At 63.3% G+C, this 22,657-nt stretch carries 22 protein-coding genes; 9 read left to right on the forward strand and 13 right to left on the reverse strand.

All coding sequences use genetic code 11. From position 1 onward, the window contains the following. The first annotated feature begins 10 nt into the window (after positions 1–10). Positions 11–607, forward strand: a complete 597-nt coding sequence (locus OK015_RS09415) for an HD domain-containing protein (RefSeq protein ID WP_268130917.1) — start codon at positions 11–13, stop codon at positions 605–607. A gap of 274 nt (positions 608–881) precedes the next feature. Here OK015_RS09415 and OK015_RS09420 read toward each other — a convergent pair whose 3' ends face one another. Further along, positions 882–1,205: an ANTAR domain-containing protein gene (locus OK015_RS09420; protein WP_268130919.1), complete on the reverse strand. Its 324-nt coding sequence runs from the start codon at positions 1,203–1,205 to the stop codon at positions 882–884. A 500-nt stretch (positions 1,206–1,705) separates the two neighbouring features. Here OK015_RS09420 and OK015_RS09425 point away from each other — a divergent pair, with 500 nt between their 5' ends. Both OK015_RS09425 and tal read left to right on the forward strand, forming a co-directional pair. Further along, positions 1,706–2,269, forward strand: a complete 564-nt coding sequence (locus tag OK015_RS09425; protein ID WP_268130921.1) for a hypothetical protein — start codon at positions 1,706–1,708, stop codon at positions 2,267–2,269. Positions 2,270–2,357: 88 nt separating this feature from the next. Beyond that, positions 2,358–3,476: a transaldolase gene (tal, locus tag OK015_RS09430; RefSeq protein WP_268130923.1), complete on the forward strand. Its 1,119-nt coding sequence runs from the start codon at positions 2,358–2,360 to the stop codon at positions 3,474–3,476. Between the two features lie 276 nt (positions 3,477–3,752). Here tal and OK015_RS09435 read toward each other — a convergent pair whose 3' ends face one another. Beyond that, entirely contained in the window at positions 3,753–4,202 is a 450-nt protein-coding gene (locus tag OK015_RS09435) for an SRPBCC family protein (protein ID WP_268130924.1), read from the reverse strand. 162 nt (positions 4,203–4,364) lie between these two features. Between OK015_RS09435 and OK015_RS09440 the strand changes: the two genes are divergently transcribed. After that, entirely contained in the window at positions 4,365–4,652 is a 288-nt protein-coding gene (locus OK015_RS09440) for a GlsB/YeaQ/YmgE family stress response membrane protein (RefSeq protein ID WP_268130926.1), read from the forward strand. A 59-nt stretch (positions 4,653–4,711) separates the two neighbouring features. Here OK015_RS09440 and OK015_RS09445 read toward each other — a convergent pair whose 3' ends face one another. From OK015_RS09445 to OK015_RS09460, 4 genes are all read right to left on the reverse strand, one after another. Further along, positions 4,712–6,229 carry an FAD-dependent oxidoreductase gene (locus OK015_RS09445; RefSeq protein ID WP_268130928.1) on the reverse strand — a complete coding sequence of 506 codons (1,518 nt, stop codon included), beginning with the start codon at positions 6,227–6,229 and terminating at the stop codon, positions 4,712–4,714. 120 nt (positions 6,230–6,349) lie between these two features. Further along, positions 6,350–6,589 carry a microaggregate-binding protein 1 gene (gene mbp1 / locus OK015_RS09450; protein ID WP_268130929.1) on the reverse strand — a complete coding sequence of 80 codons (240 nt, stop codon included), beginning with the start codon at positions 6,587–6,589 and terminating at the stop codon, positions 6,350–6,352. Positions 6,590–6,717: 128 nt separating this feature from the next. Beyond that, positions 6,718–7,899 (reverse strand): zinc-dependent alcohol dehydrogenase, encoded by a 1,182-nt coding sequence (locus OK015_RS09455; RefSeq protein WP_268130931.1) that lies wholly within the window; start codon positions 7,897–7,899, stop codon positions 6,718–6,720. A 77-nt stretch (positions 7,900–7,976) separates the two neighbouring features. Further along, positions 7,977–10,088: a catalase gene (locus tag OK015_RS09460; RefSeq protein ID WP_268130932.1), complete on the reverse strand. Its 2,112-nt coding sequence runs from the start codon at positions 10,086–10,088 to the stop codon at positions 7,977–7,979. 214 nt (positions 10,089–10,302) lie between these two features. On the opposite strand from OK015_RS09460, the gene OK015_RS09465 reads away from it, so the two are divergent. Further along, positions 10,303–11,490, forward strand: a complete 1,188-nt coding sequence (locus OK015_RS09465; protein ID WP_268130933.1) for an AI-2E family transporter — start codon at positions 10,303–10,305, stop codon at positions 11,488–11,490. Between the two features lie 39 nt (positions 11,491–11,529). Here OK015_RS09465 and OK015_RS09470 read toward each other — a convergent pair whose 3' ends face one another. The 6 genes from OK015_RS09470 to OK015_RS09495 all read right to left on the reverse strand — a co-directional run bounded on the left by OK015_RS09470 (position 11,530) and on the right by OK015_RS09495 (position 17,909). Continuing rightward, positions 11,530–12,681 (reverse strand): fatty acid desaturase family protein, encoded by a 1,152-nt coding sequence (locus tag OK015_RS09470; RefSeq protein WP_268130934.1) that lies wholly within the window; start codon positions 12,679–12,681, stop codon positions 11,530–11,532. Next, positions 12,681–13,649 carry an alpha/beta fold hydrolase gene (locus tag OK015_RS09475; protein ID WP_268130935.1) on the reverse strand — a complete coding sequence of 323 codons (969 nt, stop codon included), beginning with the start codon at positions 13,647–13,649 and terminating at the stop codon, positions 12,681–12,683. Before OK015_RS09475 ends, OK015_RS09470 begins: the two co-directional genes overlap by 1 nt. A 568-nt stretch (positions 13,650–14,217) precedes the next feature. Beyond that, positions 14,218–14,946 (reverse strand): class I SAM-dependent methyltransferase, encoded by a 729-nt coding sequence (locus OK015_RS09480; protein WP_268130937.1) that lies wholly within the window; start codon positions 14,944–14,946, stop codon positions 14,218–14,220. An 18-nt stretch (positions 14,947–14,964) separates the two neighbouring features. Beyond that, complete coding sequence (locus tag OK015_RS09485) at positions 14,965–16,140, reverse strand: glycosyltransferase (RefSeq protein ID WP_268130938.1); 1,176 nt, start codon at positions 16,138–16,140, stop codon at positions 14,965–14,967. A 116-nt stretch (positions 16,141–16,256) separates the two neighbouring features. Further along, on the reverse strand, positions 16,257–17,222 hold the full coding sequence (locus OK015_RS09490; protein WP_268130939.1) for a UDP-glucuronic acid decarboxylase family protein: 966 nt from the start codon (positions 17,220–17,222) through the stop codon (positions 16,257–16,259). A 105-nt stretch (positions 17,223–17,327) separates the two neighbouring features. Beyond that, positions 17,328–17,909 (reverse strand): restriction endonuclease, encoded by a 582-nt coding sequence (locus tag OK015_RS09495; RefSeq protein WP_268130941.1) that lies wholly within the window; start codon positions 17,907–17,909, stop codon positions 17,328–17,330. 191 nt (positions 17,910–18,100) lie between these two features. Between OK015_RS09495 and OK015_RS09500 the strand changes: the two genes are divergently transcribed. The 4 genes from OK015_RS09500 (at position 18,101) to OK015_RS09515 (ending at position 21,712) form a co-directional block, all read left to right on the forward strand. Beyond that, positions 18,101–18,403, forward strand: coding sequence for an RNA 2'-phosphotransferase (locus tag OK015_RS09500; protein WP_268130943.1), 303 nt, complete (start codon positions 18,101–18,103; stop codon positions 18,401–18,403). Between the two features lie 9 nt (positions 18,404–18,412). Continuing rightward, on the forward strand, positions 18,413–20,233 hold the full coding sequence (locus OK015_RS09505; RefSeq protein ID WP_268130946.1) for a TNT domain-containing protein: 1,821 nt from the start codon (positions 18,413–18,415) through the stop codon (positions 20,231–20,233). Positions 20,234–20,291: 58 nt separating this feature from the next. Continuing rightward, a complete protein-coding gene (locus OK015_RS09510; protein WP_326498544.1) occupies positions 20,292–20,627 on the forward strand; it encodes an Imm63 family immunity protein in 336 nt (111 codons plus the stop codon). Between the two features lie 254 nt (positions 20,628–20,881). Beyond that, on the forward strand, positions 20,882–21,712 hold the full coding sequence (locus OK015_RS09515) for an LLM class F420-dependent oxidoreductase (protein ID WP_268130950.1): 831 nt from the start codon (positions 20,882–20,884) through the stop codon (positions 21,710–21,712). A 13-nt stretch (positions 21,713–21,725) separates the two neighbouring features. On the opposite strand, the gene OK015_RS09520 is transcribed toward OK015_RS09515, so the two are convergent. Continuing rightward, the gene (locus OK015_RS09520) at positions 21,726–22,424 is read right to left on the reverse strand and encodes a hypothetical protein (RefSeq protein ID WP_268130952.1); all 699 of its coding nucleotides are present in this window, start codon (positions 22,422–22,424) and stop codon (positions 21,726–21,728) included. Between the last annotated feature and the right edge of the window lie 233 nt (positions 22,425–22,657).

A 22,657-nucleotide genomic window follows, 5' to 3' on the forward strand; every position in this document is an offset into this window, starting at 1 on the left:
CGCTCGTGCTGTGATCCCGCCGGAGATACTCCGCAGCCTGCCCCTGGTCGATGAGATCCTAGAATCTCACCGCCAGTACTCCCAGGGCGACGACGCGGGTTATGACGCCTACAAAGCGCACGTGTACCGCGTCGTGAACTTCGCCCGCGCGCTCGCTCCCTCCGCACCCGACCGTGACGATAAGCTTGCGGTCGCCGCAGCGTTTCATGACCTGGCCGCGTTCGACACACTCGACTACTTAGTGCCGTCGATCGAGGCGCAGGACGCATGGCTAGAAGTGACCGGCCGGCAGAATTGGTCCGACGAGCTGGCGCTGATGGTTGCGCAGCATCATCGGCTTTTCCGTTACGGCCCAGGCCGGGCCTACGCGCCGCTGGTGGAGGCCTTTCGGCGGGCCGACCTCGTCGACGTCAGCCAGGGCCGGATCCGATTCGGGATTCCCAGTTCCTATGTCGAGGAAGTCCGCGGCGCTTTCGACGCCAGCGTCTTTTTCAAACGGGTGATCCCTTCAGGGACGCTCCGGGCCGTCCGCAAGCTCCAGCTGCCGGGTTTCCTCCTTCCCCGCAATGCGCTGGCCCGTTCCGGGCACGGAGGAATCGATCGCTGAGCCATGTGACGCAATGCGTTGCACCTCAACGCAAACGGCCCGCCACGGCGCCGCGGCTCCACCATGAGTGAAGCGAAACGTGGAGCGGGCTGGGTGCCTCGGACACCGAACTGAAGAAGACTGGGACCGGCGAGAATCGGCGAACCAAGGGCTGCAGTTCATTCGAGCGGCGAAAGCGATGCGAAGGCGATGGCTGGCGCGTCGCATGCGACGCTTACCCATGGGGGTGCGGGTTTACTGCTGTCGACGCGAGGCCCCGTCGGGCGGTGAAGTCTCAGCAGATTGTGGCGTCGTTTTCCGGGCCGTATCGCACGCGGACGGAATGGTTTACCGTGGCGAGGACGTTCGAGCCGCCGGGAAACCCTCTCAGCGCAAGTAGATGGCGCCACCGATGCTGTACCTGTGCGCGGTGCGGCGAGGTGTCATTACCGCTGGCCACATCGATCAGAGCGCTGGCGAGCTCGGCTGGGCTAAGCCCGGTTTCGTGGATCGCGGTGGCGAATCCACTGAGCGCTTCGGTCTGCGGGCATCCGCGCAGACCCATGAGCACCCCTATTGCCACCTCGATCCGGTTGCACGACTCGAGGTTGTCGATCAACGTGCGGTGGTCGGCGGGGGAACCCGATCGCCGCGTATCAACGAATCTGCTTGTGCTGCATGATCGGTCGCGTCGCGCGTCTTGTCAGTGACCCAATGCGCGTGAGCAGCTCCTGAAGGCCCTTTCGGCGGTTAGCAATCCGCCGTCCTGACACCGATCACATGCAGTAACCCCATCGAGAAACATTGGTGCTTAGACTTTTTCACCTTCCCGGCACCCGGTGCCGGCCTGATTTGGTTTGGCGCTGGCCTGGCAACACTCCACGCTTTGAACATTGGCCTGCGCTAGAATATTTGGCGAGCCGCCGGCGGGTTGCGATGGGACCGGCCCAGAGGTGGAAAAGTATCACCGAATCCTGCGTTTCAAGGTTCCCGATGTGGTGTATCCCTGCCTGGTAGCAGTTCGTTCGAACGAGTAGCGCTGCTGGTCCGGGAATCTCCGTGTCCCGACGGGATAGTCGATCCGGCTCCCGAAGCCTGTCTAGTCAAAAGGAACTTCAGATGTCATCACGTAATACCGTTGTGCGGTCTCTTCACGATCTCGGCTCCGCCGCCTGGTTCGGCGGCTCGCTTATGGGCGCCGTCGGTGTGAACGGCGCCGCGGGCGAGGTTCGTGATTCGAAGGATCGAGCCCGGGTTGCTGCAGTGGGCTGGGCGAAATGGGCGCCCGTCAGCGCGCTTGCCATCGGCGCGCATCTGATTGGCGGCAGCGGTGTGCTGTACGCCAACCGGCATCGCGCCAAGAACCAGTCCGGCGTCACCGCCAACACTGTCGCCAAGATCCTGCTCACCGGTGCTGCGCTGGGCGCCACGGTGTACAGCGGCATTCTGGGAGCGAAGACCGCCCAGGGCGACGGACACTTTGCGGAAGGTGCTACCGAGCCGTCGCCGTCGACCCCAGACGATGTCGCCAAGGCGCAACATCAACTGCGTTACCTGCAGTGGGCGCTGCCGGCGCTGACCGGCGCCATCGTGGTTCTCGGTGCCCAACAGGGCGAGCAACAACGTCCTGGACAGGTTTTGTCTGGAGTCGCCAATACGTTGGCCCGCCGAGTGCGCGACTAGTCCCGAAGTCCGTGGCGTGCAATAGCTCGTCGAAGCGGAAATAACTGCGACACAACAATTCTCGCCGTCAGGAAGGCACGCAACGAAGATGACTCAGAACCCCAACCTCGCCGCGCTATCCGCGGCCGGGGTGTCGGTATGGCTGGACGACCTGTCCCGAGAGCGATTGTCGTCCGGCAGTCTCGGCGAGTTGATCGACACGAAATGCGTCGTCGGCGTTACCACCAATCCGTCGATTTTCCAGGCAGCCCTGTCCCAGGGCAACGCCTATGACGCTCAAGTCGCTGAACTGGCGAAGCGCGGCACCGACGTCGAGGCCACAATTCGCGCGGTAACCACCGATGACGTGCGCGCCGCGTGCGATCTGCTCACGCCGCAGTGGAAGGCCTCAGACGGTGCCGACGGCCGAGTATCAATCGAAGTCGATCCGCGCCTCGCGCATGACGCCGACAAAACGATCGCGCAAGCCGTCGAGCTATGGAAGATCGTCGACAGGCCCAACCTCTTCATCAAAATTCCCGCGATGGAAGACGGTCTATCCGCGATCACCGCCGTGATCGGCCAAGGCATCTCGGTCAACGTCACGCTGATCTTCTCGGTCGAGCGGCACAAGCTCGTGATGGATGCCTACCTAGCCGGTTTGGAAGCCGCCAAGGCGGTCGGACACGACCTGTCCACCATCCACTCCGTCGCGTCGTTCTTCGTCTCCCGGGTGGACACCGAAATCGACAGTCGTCTGGAAGCTCTCGGCACCGATGAGGCTGCGGCTCTGCGCGGCCAAGCCGGGGTGGCCAACGCCCGACTGGCCTATGCCGCGTACCAAGAGGTGTTTGAAGGTGGCGACCGCTACGAAACTCTCAAGGGCGATGGGGCCCGGGTGCAGCGCCCGCTGTGGGCGTCGACCGGGGTGAAGAACCCCGACTACTCCGACACTCTCTACGTCACCGAACTCATCGCCCCGAACACCGTGAACACTATGCCGGAGAAGACGATCGACGCGGTCGCCGATCACGGAGTCATCACCACCGATAGCGTCACCGGGACATCCGAGCGCGCCCAAGCGGTATTCGACAATCTCGAGGCCGTCGGTATCGACCTGCGTGATGTGTTCCTGGTGCTGGAGAACGAAGGGGTCGAGAAATTCGAGAAGTCCTGGGAGGAGTTGCTGCAGGCGACCCAGGGCCAGCTCGACGCTGCGGCGCAGTAATTCATAGGCCTGACCCGGCGATTCCTCAGCCCGTGGCGCAACGATGTCGGTTGGAGTGTGGATTGCTGAGTGGCGACCGTACTACTCGCCGTCAGCGGCGTGCTGTTAAGCATTCGTGCGGTGTTCTATGCGCTGTCGGCTACCACGAGATATTCCACGCCGCACCGCGGACGCGGCGGTTTTGCGCTACATCGCCATCCGGTTGGTGGTCTTGTCGGGCTAACCGGTGGCAACCCGTACTCCGCGAGCACCGTGAGCGGGACCGCTATTCGACCGCTATTCGAGGACCTCGGGGACCTGCTGTTCGGCGATATTGGCCAACCGCCAGGTACATTCCCGGTTGCGGGGAGCCACTCCGAGCAGCTGCACGCTGTCGGGGATCCAGCGCAGTGGGCGACTCACCACGATCTCGCTCATTGCGACGCGGCACCCACCATCGGCAAGATCGCTGAGTTGCAATGTGATTCGGGCCTCCGCTGCCGGCCGGATCTTCGCTATCAGGACCAGCTTTTCACCGGGAATGCTCTCTTCTACCACCGTCTCGTCGTCGATCACCGCCGGCCAGGTGCCGATGGAATGCAGAATGCGGGTGCCGGGCGCGGGCCAGTTCGAGTCCACGGCGCGGATTCGGCTATTGCCGACGACCCAGCCTGAGTACGTCCACCCGTCGGCCAGTACGTCCCACACGCGATGACGGCTCGCGGCGATGTCTCGAGTTACGGTCATGGATGTAGCGGTACCCCGTAAGCGCAAAAGGACGCGCTAGTCCGTGCATTTCGGCAAGTTTTTCCTGAGTCTCGCCTCAGCGCGAATCACCAGGGTTAGCAAGACAAAAGCGGGTATCCCCCTACTTATTCAGTGCCGACCTACCCAGCAGAGGAGTTCAGTATGATCGGGACAATTGTTGGTGCCGTCGTCCTAGGACTTCTCGTCGGCGCCTTGGCCAGGCTCATCATGCCGGGCAAGCAGAACATCGGCGTCATCGTAACGGTGATCCTGGGCGCGCTCGGGGCCTTTCTTGGAACCTGGGTGTCCTACAAACTGGGCTACTCCAACCAAAATGGCGGGTTCAAGATCATCCCCTTCCTGGTCGGCACCGTTTTCGCGTGCATCCTCATCGGTATCTACCTGGGTGTCACCGGGCGTCGCATCACCAATCGGGTGGGGCGACGCTAGCGGCTTCGGTCGCCTACGTCGTTCGAAAATGTCCCGCGTGCACCAACATCGACCCGTCGTTATTTAGCAGGGTGTGCGGTCAAATCGCGGGTGGCGGGTCCTTCTAGCAGGGTGCCATCGGGCGCGAACCGCGAGCCGTGCAGCGGGCATTCCCACGACATGTCGGCGTCGTTCCAATTCACGATTCCCCCAAGGTGGGGGCATACCGGTGAAACACGATACGCTGTGCCATCGACCTGGGATCTGGCTTCCAGATGCCATGGTGGTCCGCTCACCACGCCGCCCTCGTCCTCATTGGGTCCGCGCCGGCCCGTGCGTGCCGCCGGGGTGACCCAGCCCTTGGTCAAGTTGAAGCCGACCTCGAGGTTGGATTGGACGGCGGTCAGCAGGCCCGACAGTTCGTGCGGGCTCCAGCTGGCAAAGGCGCTGGACCAGTCCATCCGACCACCCAGTATCCGGCTCGACAGCGCTAGCGCAGCCGCGGCGCCGTTCGTCATGCCCCATTTGTTGAAACCTGTTGCGATGAAGATGGATTCGTTTTTCGGCAAGATTGGGCCGACATAGGGCAAATCATCGATGGGGGTGTAGTCCTGCGCCGACCAAAAATGGGTCTGGACCGCGCCCGGGTAGTGTGCACGCGCCCACGACAACAATTCCGCCAGCGCGTCGGAGGGGCTCTTTTCGCGCCCCACGGTGTGGCCGGCGCCGCCCACGATCAATCGCTCCCCGTCCGCGACTGGCGCGTAGCGCACTGAACGCGTGGGGGAGTCGGTGGAAATCATCATCGGCCGGGTGATGTCGCCCGGGACCTTGAAAGCGAAGCAGTAAGAGCGACTTGGCTTCACACGCGCGAAATAACCGCCACGGTCCAGGATTGGAATCCCGGTGGCAAGCACAAGTTGCGGGGCTTTGATCTCGACTTCCTGCTGCGCGGCGTCGTTGACGTGTACGCGGAGGCTGCTTCCGGGGCCGGACACCCGCCGCACCCGGGTGTGCTCGACCAACCGTCCGCCGCGACTGAGTAATTCGACGACCAACGTGTCCAGGAATGACATGGGATCGAACTGCGCCTGCTCGGCCAGGCGCACGCCGCCGTAGTACGGAAACGGCACCTTGGCGTCGTCTTCCCACACCGCGGGCAGCCCGACCGTCTGGCATGCCTTCAGTTCGGCCCGAGCGGTCGCGACGCCCTTCGCGGACTGGGCGTAGGTGTAGGCATCCTCGCGCTGCACCGCCACACCCCGGGACTCGCAGTGGTCGAGAACCCACTGCTGCCCTTCACGATTGCCGTCCACGTAAGCACGGGCCACGCCCTTACCGTGCTTGGCCAGGATCTTCGATAGGTTGCTGCCCTGCAGCAGGCTGATCTTGGCGGTGGTGTTTCCGGTGGCGCATGCCCCCACGGTGCGTGCCTCCAACACCAACACGTCCTTGCCGGCGCGGGCTAACAGAACCGCAGTCATCAGCCCAGTAATGCCTGCGCCCACGACGACGACGTCGGCGGACCGGGGGCCGTCGTCGAGCTGGCTTACAGCCCAAGGTTGTTCGACTCGGTCGGTAAGCCATAGAGAAGTCATCGTTGCCTGATACCCTGCGGTTCCTCCGCGAAACGCGCAGAGCGCTTGTACCCGAGCAAGAATAGGCAAACAGATAAGGCCCAGCCCCTATGCAGGGGCTGGGCCTTATCTGGTGAACGTCTAGTTCTGCTCAGCCTTTTCGCGAGCCTCACTGGCCTCGGCTGCACCGCGGGCACCCTCGGCTTCGGCTTCCTTCTTGGCGGCATCGCGCTGTGCATCGGCCTTGTCTTGCTGGGCCTGCCCCTCGCGCTGAATGTCGTCACGACCGGTGACCGAGCCGACGACTTCCTTGGCCTTGCCCTTGACGCCCTCGACGACGCCCTTGATACCTTCTTCTGGTCCACTGTTGTGCTCTCCCATTGGCCTACCCCTTACGGTTTGTGTATTGGCCGGTCACGCACTGTGCGCCCCGATCTGGGTTTCCCCTTATCTATTCCCGCCAAACGCCGGGCGAGCGTATTCGACCAAAGCAGAAGGCTTTTCCCGCCTCAGGGTTTGAGGATGATCTTGACTGCGCCGTCCTGCTTCTTCTGGAAGATGTCGTAGGCATGCGGCGCCTCGGCCAAGGGCAGGGTGTGGCTGGCGAAGCTGTCGACACCCAGCGGGTCACCGTCGGACAGCAGCGGCATGATGTCGTCCACCCACTTCTTGACGTTGGCCTGACCCATCCGCAACTGAATCTGCTTGTCGAACAAGGTGAGCATCGGCATCGGGTCGGCCATTCCGCCGTACACCCCGCTCAAGGAGATGGTGCCGCCGCGGCGGACGATGTCGATCGCTGCGTACAACGCACCGAGGCGGTCGACGCCTGCCTTCTGCATCATCGGCTTTGCCAATGCGTCGGGCAGCAGGCCCGTGACATCTTGGGCCAATTTGGCTACCGGCGATCCGTGCGCCTCCATCCCGACGGCGTCGATCACCGAGTCGGTGCCGCGGCCGTCGGTGAGATCGCGGATCAGGTCGCCGAGCTTGTCGCCGGCCTCTTCCAGATTGACGGTCCGGTAACCGCGGGCCTCGGCTCGGGCCAATCGTTCCGTGACTCGGTCGACCGCGATGACGTTGTAACCCAAGTGCGCGGCGATGCGTGTAGCCATGTCGCCGATCGGCCCGAGGCCGAGCACGGTGACCGACCCGCCGTCAGGGATATCGGCGTAGGCGACGGCCTGCCACGCGGTCGGCAGGACGTCGGAAAGGTAGACGTATCGCGAATCCGGCGGCCCCTCAGGCACCTTGATGTGGGTGAACTGAGCCTGCGGCACCCGAAGCAGTTCGGCCTGTCCGCCGGGGACCTCGCCGTAGAGCTCGGAGTATCCGAATAGAGCAGCACCCATCCCTTGGTCGCGGACCTGCGTGGTCTCACACTGCGTATAGAGCTGCTGGTTGCACATATAGCAACTGCCGCAGGAGATCTGGAACGGGATCACGACACGGTCGCCAGCCACCAGGTTCGTCACATCGCGACCCACTTCGCGCACGATTCCCATCGGTTCGTGGCCCAGGATGTCGCCGGGATTCATGAAGGCGCCGAGCACTTCGTACAGGTGCAGGTCGGAGCCACAGATGTTAGTGGACGTGATTTCGATGATCGCGTCCGTGGGTTCTTCGATGAGCGGATCTGCCACGGTCTCTACGCGAACGTCGCGCTTGCCGTGCCAGGTGACTGCCTTCATGTCTAGTGCCTCCTAAGCACCCGGAGTGAATTATCAAGTCGTGTAAGCATTCTGCGGGGGCGTTCGCGCTGGTTGGCTCAGCCGGCTGGGGGCGCGGCCGAGGCCATCACCAGGCCGGCTCGGTCCCAGGCGCGGTGTAGTCCCAATCCGGCCGCCAGCGCGGCGGTGAAGGCCGTGTCCACTGTGTCGGCGATCTCTATCCCGGGGTCCGCCGGAGTGATCCCCGCCGCGTGCAGGACTGCGGTGCCGTCGCCCCACGCCGCGATTACCTTGCAGTGCCGGAACGCTTCCTGAAGCAGGACAACCAGCTTGATATCGGCGGTCGCTGTCGTACCGCCGGCTACGACGAGCGCGTCGTACTCGATCGACCGCGTCGTCAACAGCGTCCGGTCCACCGTGACGTTACGGCGACCGGCCTTCAAGACGCCACCGACGGGGGCGATCACCAGTGCGGTGACACCGAGCCCGGCGGCCGCCTTCACCAGCTTCGACACGCCGGCGAGATCGGAGCCTGCATCGGCGATGACGCCAATCTTGCGTCCATCGATCGGTCCGGGCTCGGCAAGTATTTGGACCAACGCCGGCGAAACGATGACGTCCTTTGCGGGCTTGCCTTTCGGGGCCGGCAAACCCAGGCCCTCGGCCACCTGCTCGCACAGATCGGTGTCCACGTTGGCCAGCACCTGCAATTCGCGTTCCTTGATCTCCTGCTCATAGACCTTGCCCAATTCGAAGGTGAACGCCTCCACCACGTGGGCTTGTTCGATCGGGCTCAGACTGCGGTAGAACATCGTCGACTGGGAGAAGTGGTCGTCGAAGGAGGCCGGCTGCGAACGCACCGCTGCCCCGTAGATAACCCGGGGGGTCGCCACGTACCCGCCGTCCTTCTCGCTGGCCAGCAGCGGCTCGTCCCCGTCGATGCTGTTGGGGTGATAGGCGGCCGTCCCGGTATGGATGGCGCTCTGGTGCATCCCGTCGCGCAGCATGTCGTTGACCGGGCAGTGCGGCCGGTTGATCGGCAGTTGCGCGAAGTTCGGGCCGCCGAGCCGGGTGATCTGGGTGTCCAGGTAGGAGAACAACCTCGCCTGCATGAGTGGGTCGTTGGTCGGTTCGATACCTGGCACCAGGTTGCCGGTGTGGAAGGCGACCTGCTCGGTTTCGGCAAAGTAGTTGGTGGGGTTGCGATTTAACGTCATCTTCCCGATCAGCTGCACCGGCGCGAGTTCCTCGGGTACCAGTTTCGTCGGGTCGAGCAGATCGATTCCTTCGAAGCTGTCGCTGCCGTCATCGGGCATCACCTGGATGCCGAGCTCATATTCGAGGAATGCACCCGCCTCGATGCCGTCGGCCATGTCGCGGCGGTGAAAGTCCGGGTCGCACCCGGCGGCGATCTGCGCTTCTTCCCACACCAACGAATGCACTCCGGCGACCGGTTTCCAGTGGAACTTCACCAGGCTGGTTTCTCCGGTGGCGTTGACGAGGCGAAAGGTGTGCACTCCGAACCCCTCCATCGTCCGGAAAGACCGCGGGATGCCCCGATCGCTCATGTTCCACAACACGTGGTGAGTAGCCTCGGTATGCAGCGACACGAAGTCCCAGAACGTGTCATGCGCGGACTGCGCCTGCGGGATTTCCCGATCCGGTTGCGGCTTGGCGGCGTGGATGATGTCAGGGAACTTGATGCCGTCCTGAATGAAGAAAACGGGCATGTTGTTGCCTACCAGGTCGAAGGTGCCCTCCTCGGTGTAGAACTTCACGGCAAACCCTCGGGTGTCACGGACCGTGTCGGCCGAACCCCGCGAACCCAGCACGGTGGAAAACCGGGTGAAGACATCGGTTTTCGTGCCCTTCTTGCCGAGGAATCCCGCTTTGGTGACCGACTTCGCGGTGCCATAGGACTCGAACACACCGTGCGCTGCGGCCCCGCGGGCGTGCACCACGCGCTCCGGGATGCGCTCGTGATCGAAGTGGGTGATCTTCTCCCGCAGGTGAAAGTCCTCCAGCAGTGTCGGACCGCGGTCCCCGCCCTTTAGTGAGTGATCGGTGTCGGGCAGCCGCAAGCCTTGCGCGGTGGTCAGGTATTTACCGGACTGGGCGCGGGGATCGACGTCGGGCGTCTGGCCGTTGGTGACGCCGGTCGGGCTGGTCAGCTTTGGACTGGACTGGTCGGGTTTACGGGGGGCGGGCATGCGTTCTCCTGGTGAAAGTGGGCGTTGAAAAGGAGACGTTTCGGTAGCCACGCTGTCGGACGTCCGAAATTTCCTGCGTCCGTCGGTGAATACCCCGATAAAAGGAACGCAAGCAGAGGATGTGCACCTGATCGAGACTCAGCTGTTCGCCGCTCGGGAAGCGGGTACACGGGAAAGCGGAGTTATTCCACGGACGGATTAGCGGAGGCGTCAAATGGCTCGAGTTGACAACGACCTCATCACCGAGGGGCGAGACGCCGAGGTAGATCGCGATCTGGTCGCCCAACCCCACCAGCAAAACGGTCCCGTCGCCCAGGCGGAGACGACGGCCGCCGAGATGAGTTCCGAAGAGCAGCCCCTCGGTCGGCCGGGGCGCCGCTTCGATCGGCGATCCCCCTTCTTCGTCGGGATGGCAGCGGCCGCCGGGGTCGCGGTCACCTACGGGGCAGTGCGTGTCCTGGAATCCATGTCCTCGATACTGATCCTCATCGGCGTGGCATTCTTTCTCGCGCTCGGTCTGGAACCGGCCGCTTCCTGGTTCGTGAATCACAAGCTGCCGCGGTGGGCCGCGACCACGCTGGTGTTCATCATCTTTCTTGTGCTGTTGGGTGCCTTCATCGGGGCCGCAATCCCGCCGCTCGCCCAACAGGCGGCTGAGCTGATACACCAAGCGCCGCAATACATTCAGCAGGCCCAAGACCACTCCTCGGCGGTCGGCAGGCTCAACGACCGCTTCCATCTGCAGCAGCGGATCACCGACGCCGTCAACGGCTCGGGTGGGTCGATCCTCAACGATGTGGTGACGGCGGGAACCGCCGTATTCGAAGCAATTGCCGACATCGTCATCGTCGCGGTACTGATGGTCTACTTCCTGGTCGACATGCCCCGTATCCGAACCACCCTGTACCGGCTGGTGCCGCACAGCCGCCGACCCCGCGCCATCCTCATCGGCGACGAGGTCTTCGCCAAGGTGGGCGCCTACGTTCTTGGCAACGTGTTGATCTCGATCATCGCCGGGGTCGCCACCTTCATCTGGCTGTTGGCATTCTCGGTTCCCTACCCGCTGCTGCTGGGTATCTTCGTAGCGGTCTTCGACTTGATCCCGGTCGTCGGGTCGACCATCGCTGGTGTCGTCGTCGCCGCCGTCGCGCTCACCGTGTCGCTTCCGGTGTGTATCGGTACCACCGTGTTCTTCGTGGTGTTCCGGCTCGCCGAGGACTATCTGTTGGTGCCAAAGATCATCGGGCGAGCGGTCAAGGTATCGGCGCTCATGACGGTGGTGGCCGCCTTGATCGGTGGCTCGCTACTCGGGATTGTCGGAGCCCTTGTCGCCATTCCGATCGCAGCCGCCCTCCAGCTCTTGGCGCAGGAAACCCTTTTTCCTCGACTCGACCAGCTGTAAGGGCGGGCCTCGGGACGCGTCCTGCTGGGTCGCGACAGTTCAGGCGGTGGTGGTCATCGAGAATTCGCGGCCAAATTGCTTCTCGGACGTGGTCTCGGGAGCCTCATCGGAGGTGGCGCGTAAAAACCAGTCTGGGACAGCCAGTTTGACGATCGTGCGCAGGACTTGCAGGTATTGCCGGGGCAGCGAGCCGGTGGTGTAGGGCAGGTCGTATGCGGCACAGACGGCCTGCACCTGGCTTGCGATTTGCGCATAGCGATTGCTGGGCAGATCCGGGAAGAGATGGTGTTCGATCTGATAGCAGAGGTTTCCACTCATGAACGCGAGCACCGGTCCAGCGTGAAAATTGGCGCTGCCCAACATTTGTCGCAGATACCAGTGCGGCTTGGTCTCACCTTCCAGGGTCTCAGGCGCGAACGTCTCGGCTCCGTCGGTGAAGTGACCGCAGCAGATCACCGCATATGCCCAAACGTTGCGAAGCAGGTTGGCCAGCATATTGCCGACTAACACGCGCCGCCAGCGCCGGCCGCCGAATGCCGGGAACAACACGTAGTCTTTGGCTGCCTGACGCACAATCTTCCTGCGCAAATCCCGTGCACAAGAGGATTTGTCGGCGTCAGTCTGCGCGCGATCTCGTTCAGAGTACAAGCCGTGCAGCGCGATACCCCATTCGAAAACAATCGCCAGCAGCAGATGCCGCAGCGGTTGTATCAGATTGCTGGGTTTCCACTGTTGGTCGCGGGTGACCCGCAGAACGCCGTACCCAAGATCGTCGTCGACGCCGACAACGTTTGTGAACATGTGATGGCGGTAGTTGTGGGAGTACCTCCATTGTGAGGACGGGCCCGCCATGTCCCATTCCCAGGTGGTGGAGTGGATTTCGGGGTCGTTCATCCAATCCCATTGGCCGTGGCCGATATTGTGGCCCAGTTCCATGTTCTCGATGCTCTTTGCCGCAGCCAGGGCGACCGTTCCCAAAATCCACCCGGCCCTGGTTGGGCTGGTGCCGATCGCGATACGGGCGGCGAGGTCGAGACAACGCTGAAAAGCGATGGTGCGCTGGATATAAGCCCTGTCATTCGCGCCGCGCGATTCCTCGATCTCGAGGCGGATGCCGTCCAGTTGGAGGGCGAGGGCCTCGACATCTGCGGCGCTCAGATGCGCGTACTCTGCGATGTCTGCAATCGCCATCACTGCCGCACCCGATAGTCGGAGGAAGGGGCATCCCTGGGCGGGTTCGCAGGGTGGCGGGTGTCAACCGGCTCGGGGGAGGAAAGCAGCCGTACCCGCCTGTTCTCGACGCAACGGGACGGCTGGGTCGCGGCCAGGAAGGTTTGCATCGCAGAAAGCAGCTGTGCCGGAGCGGTCTCGTGCGGATAGTGCCCCGCGTCTGAGATCTGCGCGGTCACGGCGTGGGGGATACGTTTCGCGAAGGCACGGTGGTGGCGCGGGGCGATGGTTTTGTCGTTGATACCCCAGGCGACTAGCAGCGGGATCTCCCGCAGCACACCCAGTTGGTGGCCGGCTCCGACCGCCAGCCCCCGCCGGTGGATGACGATGCGCGCCGTGTGCAGGAATGCTCGTCGTTGCTGGTCGTCCGTCAACCCGCGGAGCACGTCGGCGAGCACGCGGGCGTCCGAGTTTCCGATCAACGTCGGTAAGAACCCGAACAATCGTTGGGCGAGCGGGGCCGGCATCGTGCTGAGCCTAGCGATGACGGTGTCCGCGCCGCGTAGGGCAGCTGCCCGCAGCATGGGTGTGACTTCGGCGCCAAGACCACCGCTGCTGATAAGGACGACGCGCTCGATGCGTTGCGGAAATTGATAAGCGACCTGAAGCGCGACACCGCCCCCTAGGCTATGGCCGACGATGGCTGCCCGAGGATGGCCCAGCGTGAGCAGTAGGTCGCGCATCGCGCAGGCATGCGTGCCCAGCGAATAGTCCCCAGTTGGCGGGTCGGACAGGCCATGGCCAGGAAGATCGGGCGCGATCACCGTGTGGGTTCGCGCCAAGCCGGGGATCAAGGGCTGCCAGGTGCGGCGGGTGCCGCCCAAACCATGGATGAGGAGTACCACCGGTCCGGTTCCGGACTGGGTGTATGAGATCGCACCGCCGTTCAGCGGCATCCGGTGTTCCACCGTCGAGGCTGTCGAAGGCATCGGGCCGACAGGCTCCCGAGCCATGGGGCGTTGATTGACAGTCCGCTTCGGACGCGTTTGCATTGTGAACTTTCGAAAGGGAAATACCGAATCCCCCGGTTGTGAGCGATAGCTCCCACGCTGCGCTAAAGGGGCGACGTGTTCCGGGCCGGCTGGACTGTCAACCAGAGATCACTCTACTCGTGATCGGTGTCGGCTCCCACATAGCTGACCTGGGTGATCCGTGTCCTATGGTGAATCCGAGCGCCCAGCTCTCAAAGCTGTTGCTAAACAAGGGATAAATGCCCCAATGGCGTCACAATCACGACCGTGATCGAATGCCGAAACCGGCTCGCCGCTGGATTCTAGGAGCCCTCTGACAGCTGGGCTGGCTACAGTTGCCCAGCGAGTTCTCGTGATACGGCAGTCGCTGTCGAGCGTGGCAAGAATGGAAATCCCTCTGCCGTAGAGAAATTCAACCCCGCTGAGGTCGAGGGTAGGCCGGTTGCCCCTCAATGAAGACGTGGACGTAGTCGGAGAAACGGTCGAGGCCTTCGACCGGCCCATTCTGATGCTGGCAGTGTGCCTGTTAGTGCTCACCGGTCGAGTCGCGAAGTTGCGCCGCCGTGATGCTGCGGTATGACGGCAATTCGAAGTCGGGAAAGTACACGTTGTCGCGCTGATCGCGCACCCGCTCCAACCAGTACTTCTGATCAGCGGCCGACGTGCAGGCGTAGATCTTCGTGTACGTCGCCGCGAAGGGAAACAACAAGCCATTGCCCACTGCCTGCCAGACGGCCGCGGCCACGCCGGGGGTTTGGACGCCGCGATAGTCGTCCAGCGCGATCACGCCCCGCTTGGCGGTGTGAGTCACGGTGAGGCTGATGTCCTTGGCAACGCACTGGTAGCTGTGACAGCCGTCGATGTGGCTGAAGCGGAGTATGCGGTCTTTGAGATCGAGCTCTGATGATTCGCAGACTTCCAGCGTGGGCCGGCGAGTATGGAACCGATCCCAGTTGGTCAGGAATTGCTGCTGCTCCAGGCCCGAGTACTCCTGGCGCGGGGCCCGCGCGATGTCGGCGTGATCCATCACGGCTCCGAACAGATCGCAGATCACCAGTTCTTCCTCGTCCCGGAGGCCGTATCCCATCAAGATGGCGGACTTGCCCTGGTATGCGCCGATCTCCAGCAAGTCGCCCCTGATGTCCTCGGCTGTCTGGAGAGCCAGCAAATTGCCGAAGAGCTCAACGTCGGCCTGATAGAACCAGCCGTCGACCTGGTCCATCTCCTCGGTATAGAGGATCCAGGGATCGGTCATGACCCGCTCCTTCGCCGTTCAGTCAACGTGCCCGAGACGGGCGGCATGTTCGAGGAGATCGGCGGCAGCAGTGGCACTTTCGGCGGGAGTGGCCATTTGGGCGGCGACCTCACGGGTTCGAGTGACGCATTGTGGATTAAGAATGGAGCGCAGGTCGGCGACCAGCGTATCCAGTGTTGCCTCAAAGAAGGGCCGCCCAAAGCCGACTCCAAGGTGGGTGACCGCATTGGCCCACAGTGGCTGATCGACCGAGACCGAAAGGGCCAGCGTAGGAATTCCGGCGCGTATACCTGCGAACGTGGTGCCGGGTCCGGCATGGTGGACGGCCGCGCGGCAAACCGGGAAGACGGCCGCGTGATTCACCGTGCCCACGACCTTTACGTGGTCGAAATGCGGGACATTGGTGAAATCACTCGAACCACTGCAAATCAAGGCCCGCTCGCCTAACTGCCCGCACGCCGCGCCGATCACCGCGACGGTCTCAGCAGCAGATGGAAGTCGCACGCTGCTGCCGAAGCCGAAGTAGATCGGCGGCGTCCCTGCGGCAATCCACGACGAGACGTCATCGTCGGCCTCCGCCGGCAACGCCAGCGTCAAGCCACCAACGAAAGGCCGCCGTAGGTCGTATTTCTTCCATTCCGCTGCCAGCCCGGGGAAGAATAGTTCGTCGTAGGCCTGGATCTCCAGGGGGCGCCGCGTCCGAGGGGCCGCTAACTCGGGCAGACCTAGCGCCCGGCGCTGGGCTGCTTCAGCGTTGTTGGTGACCAGCGGACCCGCATTTTCCGGCTCTAGTGGGAAGATGTGCAGCGCGGCCTGCGGGATGTCGTAGTACTCCGCGACGTTTGCGGCCAGCCCTTGTTCGCTGGCGTCCGTCAAGAGCAAGTCGGCCCCGTCTGCCAGCGACTTCAGTGAGTCTCCCAACTCCGGCCAGAGTTGGGCGAGATGGGTGAAGACTTCCCACGCCGCCGTCGTGGGATGCGGCGTCTTGCCGTATTTGCGCTCGATCTCCGCGTTGTGAAGGACCTGGTCCGGGCCGTGGCCGACCGCGGTAAGCCCCACCGACTCGACGAAGCCGAGAAAGTTAGGCGGGACCGCCATGCATACGTCATGACCTCGACGATGCAGCTCCCGACCGATGGTCGCGCACGGCTCGATATCGCCCCGACTTCCCAAACTTGCCAGCAGAAATCTCATCGGCTGCCGCGGTGATGGAGATGATGAGCCATAAGCCTTCCCGTTCGGGCGTCGTGGGACTGAGCAGCTTCAACGGATTCAGCCGCGACTACACGCCATATTGCCAAACGGCGGCTTCACAGTGTGCCGTGAGAAGCGCCAGCTGGTGAGGCTCGGAAGTACTCGATAGTCCGGGCGGCCCCCACTTCGAAAGGGATTCGTGGACGCCAGCCGAGCCTGGACTCGGCGAGTGCGATGTCCGGCTTGCGCTTCCTCGGGTCGTCCGGCGGCAGGGCCTCGAAGACGGTCGACGAGGAGGATCCGGTCATCTCCTTGATAATTCTTGCGATCTCAAGGACGGAATGTTCGGCGTGGCTGCCCAGGTTAACTGGTCCTGTGAAGGAGGGTTCGCTCGCGGCCATCTTCACGAGCCCGTCAACGAGATCGTCTACATAACAAAAGGAACGGGTCTGGGTGCCGTCCCCGAAGACGGTGATCGACTCTCCCCGCAGCGCCTGGACGATAAATGTGGAGATGATTCGGCCGTCCTCCGGTGCCATCCTCGGACCGTACGTATTGAAAATGCGGACGACCTTGATTCTGACGTCGTAGCGACGCGCATACTCGAGCATCAGCGTCTCCGCGACTCGTTTGCCCTCCTCGTAGCAGCCCCGCACGCCGAAGCAGTTGGCGTTGCCCCAGTAACTCTCGACCTGGGGATGGATCGTGGGATCCCCGTAGATCTCGCTGGTGGAAGCTTGCAGAATGACGGCCCCCGTCTCGCGCGCCAGTTCGAGGAGGTTTCTCGTCCCGACGAAGTTCGTCTCAAGGGTGAACAGGGGATCGCGCTGGTAGGCGCGCGGGGACCCCGGGCAAGCCAGGTTGAAGATGACGTCCAGCGGGCCCGTCGCGGCCACGCCTATCGGCTGGATGATGTCGTGCTCGACAAAGTTGAACCCCGGATCTTCCTCGAGGTGCTCGATGTTTTCGTGCCTGCCGGTGTAGAGGTTGTCCAGCCCGAGAACCTCGATGCCGTCGCGACGAAGACGATCGCACAGGTGGGAACCCAAGAACCCGGCAGCGCCCGCGACGAGGGCTGTCACTATGTTCGTTCTCCTTATTTTCGGCCCGCGCCGACGTAGTCAGTCCTCGCCCGCAGGCGCTTAGGATCATAGTGCTGCTACCGCCGGTATCGGGAGGTGCGAGGGTCACGGGTCGGCCAGAGACCGAACTTGTTTACCCCAACGTCGTTGCGGGAGCGCCGCCTTTCCCGTGGGCGCGGGGACCCAGCTTCGCAAAGCTTTGCGGCCAATCAATTGACAACCATGGGTGTAGGCCAATTGCTTTGCGGCAGCGGTGAACTCCTGATTGCTCACCACGATGCTTCGCGTACACCCGTGATGACGCGCGCCCGCCACCACCTGCTGGACGGCGGCGATACCCACCGTTTTGCCGTGCCGCTTGCACTGGATCGCCGCATACTGGCCGTCCTTTTCCGCGATCAGGTCGACGCCGTAGTCGCCGACGGCAGGGGTGAAGCTGACCCGCCAGCCTGCGCGCTGCATACGTGTGGCGACATAGTCTTCAAACTCCACGCCCTCCATCGCGTCAATCTCCCTGATGCCCGCATCCGTCCGCAGTCGCCGCCGCGACCGACGGTAGGCCGGTTGTATCAAAGCCGCGAAAAGCAGGCCGCAAGCAGCTCCTGCTAGGCCCACTGAGACGCGATGCGCGAAGAAACCAAGGAGCAGCCCGAAGTAGAGCGGGAGAAAGGCGAACGCCGTTTTCATGGGGTGGAGAGGTCTCGCAAGCCGGCCGCGGCGGCGATGATCGAGGGCACCCTATGCATGAGCCGATGATAGAGATGGGCAACGACAAGCAATGCCGGGCGAATGTCGTGGCGGCTACGGCGGACTGAGGTGAAGGGCGTGGCACCACAAAACGAGCTACGCTTCACCGCACCGGCGACCGAGGGGGCATCGTGGCTGACGAATTGGATGTCGATCTCGTTGCGCTGCACGTGGCGAGCAACCAGGTGCTGAATGCGATCGGTGAGGCCGCGGTGGACTTCGTCGGCCACGAGGACGGCTTAGCCGACGCTGCCCCGGGGTGGATTGGCTCCTCGCAGCTGGCGTTGGCTCAGGTCGCGGCCCGGTGGGAGGCCCGCCACAGCCAACACAAGCTCGTAGTGGGCGGTTTGGGTACGCACGTCGCCGAGGCGATGATCGGTTACGCCAAGAACGAGGACGCTTCGGCCCGCGCTCTCAAGTCGGTGCAGAAGTAGGAGTAAAGGGTGGGGTCGCTGACTCCTGCGGACGTCAAGCGCTGGGATCTCAACGCGATCCACACGGTGTTCGAGACGGCCAGCGGACGCGCTAATACGTTGCAGCACTTGGGGGATAGCCTGCAACAAGCCCACAATGTTCTCGCCGACTGGCAAGGTGAGGCCGGGGACGCGTTTCGCGGCGACGTGGGCAAGATCCGCCGCGACATCGAGGCGGACGGCGCGGAATCCAAGCAGGTGGCGGCGGCGGTGTCGCGGGCCGAGGCCGACGTGAGCGCGTGCAAGCGTGAGCTGGACGACGTCGAACGAGCCGCCCAGGCTAACGGGTGGTTCATCACGCCCGACTGGCGAATCGACGTCGGTGCGGCCGGGATCCCCGCCAATCGAATCGACCTCGCCACCCAGCTGCAGATATTGCAGGGCGAGCTCAACACCTGCAAGGTGCACGCTCACACCGCCGACCACGAACTTGCCACCGCGATCGGCGCTGCCGTCGGTGCCGTCCCGCTCGATGCCGCCGGATCCCCAGGCGGTGCCGCACCGCCGCAAGGGCAGCCGCAGACCTGGAAAGACATGTTGATGCCACCTGGCGCCGCAGAGGCTCCGCCGGCCGGTGTCCCTCCGAGTGATCCATCGGCTCCCGCGGTGCCAGGAGGCAAGCCAAAGACTTGGCGAGACATGCTGCTGCCGGCTGGCGCCGCCGATCCTGGGCAGGATGGTGTTCCGCCAAAGGGTTCGCCGACTCCCGTGGCCGCCGGGCCGGGCGGGATTCCCCCGAAGGGTCCGTCGGCTCCTGCGGGTGCTGGCGGCCAGCCGCGGACGTTGAGAGACATGCTCTTGCCCGCCGGCGGCGTCCCGCTGCCTCAGCCGAGCCCGGCAGAAATGGAGAACGCTAGGGCGATAGCCCGCCGAGCCATGATTGCCGATGGTGTCCCGCCGGATCAGGTCGAGGCAAAGCTAGACGACCTCGTGGCCGGCGCTCAGCGGTGGATCGACGAGGGAGGAATTCCTCCTTACATCGCGCCAGAGCCAAAGCCCCCGCCACCGCCGGGATTCGGCGAAGGCTTCGCTGACCGCTGGTTTGCCACCGAACAGGGCATTCATAACCTTCTTGGGGTAGGAGGACCGGGAGCACCCGGCGTATTCCAGTCGTGGCAGCAGATGCTCAGCGGCACCGTCGAGACGGCCCTAAACCCGGCGGGGGCAGCGATCGGGGAAGCGCAAAATGCGTTGAACTCGCCGAGTCCGGCCTACTTTTTGGGGGGTAAAGCTGCCGACGGCGCCATCGCCTTGCCCGGGCTGCTCTTCGGTGGGGAAGGGGCAGCGGTTAGAGCAGGTCTTCCCGCAGAAACTGTCACCGCGGGCGGTGCGCCTTTGGCCGTTGTGCGCGGCTGGCACCCCACTGGCGGCATGCCGTGGGAGGACTTCGCATCTCAGTTCGGGACTCCAGAATTGCGCAGCTACCCTTTGAATGATGGTTTTCCATCAGGCTATGTTCCGCAGCCCGCGCACCTTCCCGAGGGCACCATCATCGACCGGTTCGGATCCCCGCACGGCCGCTACCTTGCGCCCGATGGCACCCCTTTCGCGGATCGCGCTCTGGCGCCAGAATCGGTTGGCGGGGACTACAACCGATACATGGTGACCGGAAAGCCACTTCCGCCGGGCTGGCAAGTCGTCGAAGGACCAGTGCAACCGTATTACGGCCAGACGCCGTCGACCGGCTCCCGTCAATACATGGTCTTGGGGCCGGACGGCGTGAAACCTAGCGTTTGGGAGCTAGTTAGGTTGGGCATATTGGACGAATATGGGCCGCCCCTTGGAAGATAAATCTGCGGACCTGCAAGCTGCGATAAACCGATTGTCGGAAAGGCTCGGCGTCCGACCCATCCCTATCGGCCTCCTAACAAAGGATGGCCTCAATATCTATATTGCCGATGACGGCTCGTATCACTTCACGTTCTACGAGCGAGGAACGTTGGGTTTCGACCGGGTAGGCAGCCTCGACGATCTTCTCTACTGGTACACCCAAGACGTGATCACAAACCAAGCGGTCAAACGGGTAGGAGACCGAGAACAACGCTTTGCGTATGAGTACCAGGCGCTGAGTGATTTCAATGTTGAATGGGCTAAGAGAAATGTTCGGGAGACTGCGGCATTATTCTGCCGATACGGTCAGCCGGAGGACATATCATTGCTCCCCGACATTGGCGAACCGCTGTGATCCTCGCCTGAGTCCCTTGCGTGGTGGGCGTTCGATTTGCCCCGCCTCAAGCGACAACCGACACGTCGCGAGGCCTGTCGCTCGGAGGCGGGCACAAGTTCACGTTCTCCGCTAGCGCGCCAGTGTGGCTACTTTGACAACCGCAGGCAGCGCCGCGTCCGCAGGAGGCGACGCCCCACCGGAATTAGCGGCGTGCCCGCAGACGTTAGTAGTCCGCGAGACGGTAGATCAACGACGGCAGGCAAGGTGTGAGCATGAAGTTCGGGATCGCAACGTTCGTTAACGATGACACTATCGACACGATTTCGCTGGCACGCGCGATCGAAGAGCGGGGTTTCGCGTCGCTGGTCATTGCAGAACACACACACATTCCGGCGAGCCGGGAGTCCGCCTACCCGCAGGGCGGCGAGCTGCCGTCAATTTATTACCGGACCCTCGATCCGTTTGTGACGCTGGCCGCGGCGGCAGCGGTGACCTCGTCCATCGAGCTGTTCACCGGGATCGCCCTGCTGATACAACGTGATCCGATCATCACGGCCAAGGAAGCCGCCAGTATCGATCTGATCTCCGGCGGCCGCTTCGTGTTTGGCGTGGGCGCCGGCTGGAACATCGAGGAGCTGCGCGATCACGGCACCGACCCGAAGACGCGCGGCGCTCTGCTCGATGAGCGCATCGAAGCCATCAAGGCGCTGTGGACGGCCGAACCCGCTGAGTACCACGGCAAGTACGTCAACTTCGATGCTTCTTACGCGCGGCCCAAGCCGGTTCAGAAACCGCACCCGCCGATCTTCATCGGCGGCAATTCTGACGCCACGGTCAAGCGGGTGATCCGCCACGACGCCGGTTGGATATCCAACGCGCTCCCTGTGGAGCTTCTGACTAAACGCATTGATCAGCTGCGTGAGGGCAGCGGGCGCGACGTTCCACTCGCAATGTTCGGCACGCCGATCGACCCCGACTATTGGAGCGCCACCGAGGGTTTGGGTTTCGAGCGGCTCGCGCTGCTCTTGCCCACCCAGCCGCTCGACGAATCGCTTCGATTGCTCGATGACTACGCCGCGAAGGTGGGCAGCTACCGCGGTTAAAAGGGCTGGAAGCTCAAGGTCGGATGATTCGACGCGCGGCACGGGCCAGTAGAGCAGGTTCGAACCGCCAGATTTCGGCATCCTCGATATCCCACGCGTAACTGGGGGTGCCATCGGTCAAGAGGTCGCGAAGCGTCGGGTGGCTCAGCTCATCCGAGGACCAGTCATAGAGCAGAACCCATCTGGGCTGGATGACTCCGACGTCGAGCATGTGACCGAAGTCGTACTCGAGTGCGATGTACGTTTCCACGTCGTCGCCCAGCGGATAGCGGTCCGGAAGGATGCGCGACAGCGACAAGAAGATCCCGGTCATGCCCAAGCGAGGGTCACCGAGGGGTCGCCCGAACGGTGCGAGCCAGCTCAGCGCCAGTCGCGGCGCGGCCACGAGGGCGTGGGCGTAGAGCACGCGGATCAGGACGACGTTGATAAAGAACCGTTCCACCCGCGCCTCCCTACGGGCGAGTTCTTGGTTGGCCAAATAGGCCGCGGCGATTGAGGCGTTATGTGCGCGGTACCAGTTGCGTGCGGTTGGTTGCCGGATGAATTCGAGATATGTGCTGACGCGGGTGAACTCGGCACGCCCGAATACCCGAACGCGATCGCCCGGGCCTCGGCTGTGTCGCGCAACAGGGTCTCGTTCACCGCCCGCCACCATGGGATGCCCGGGCAGGAATGCTCGTGGGGGTTGAGCAGGCCGCGGCGCAGCTGCCACCCCATGAACGCCGACGCCGCGCGCCGGTAGGGCAAATAACCCCGGTCCACGCCACGCGGCACCTCGTATAGCCGACGAAGTAGCGCCAGCCGCGCCGCCGGATCGTTCCGCGCGGCGGCGACGAGCGAATGCGCGTGTTCGGCAGCCGAAACGCGCGACCCATCCGGATTGTCAAAGGGCATGTTCACACGCCTCCGCAGGCACCGTCGACCGTCCGACTATATTTGCGCCGC

The sequence above is a fragment of the Mycobacterium sp. Aquia_216 genome (assembly GCF_026723865.1).
Taxonomy (GTDB): Bacteria; Actinomycetota; Actinomycetes; order Mycobacteriales; family Mycobacteriaceae; genus Mycobacterium.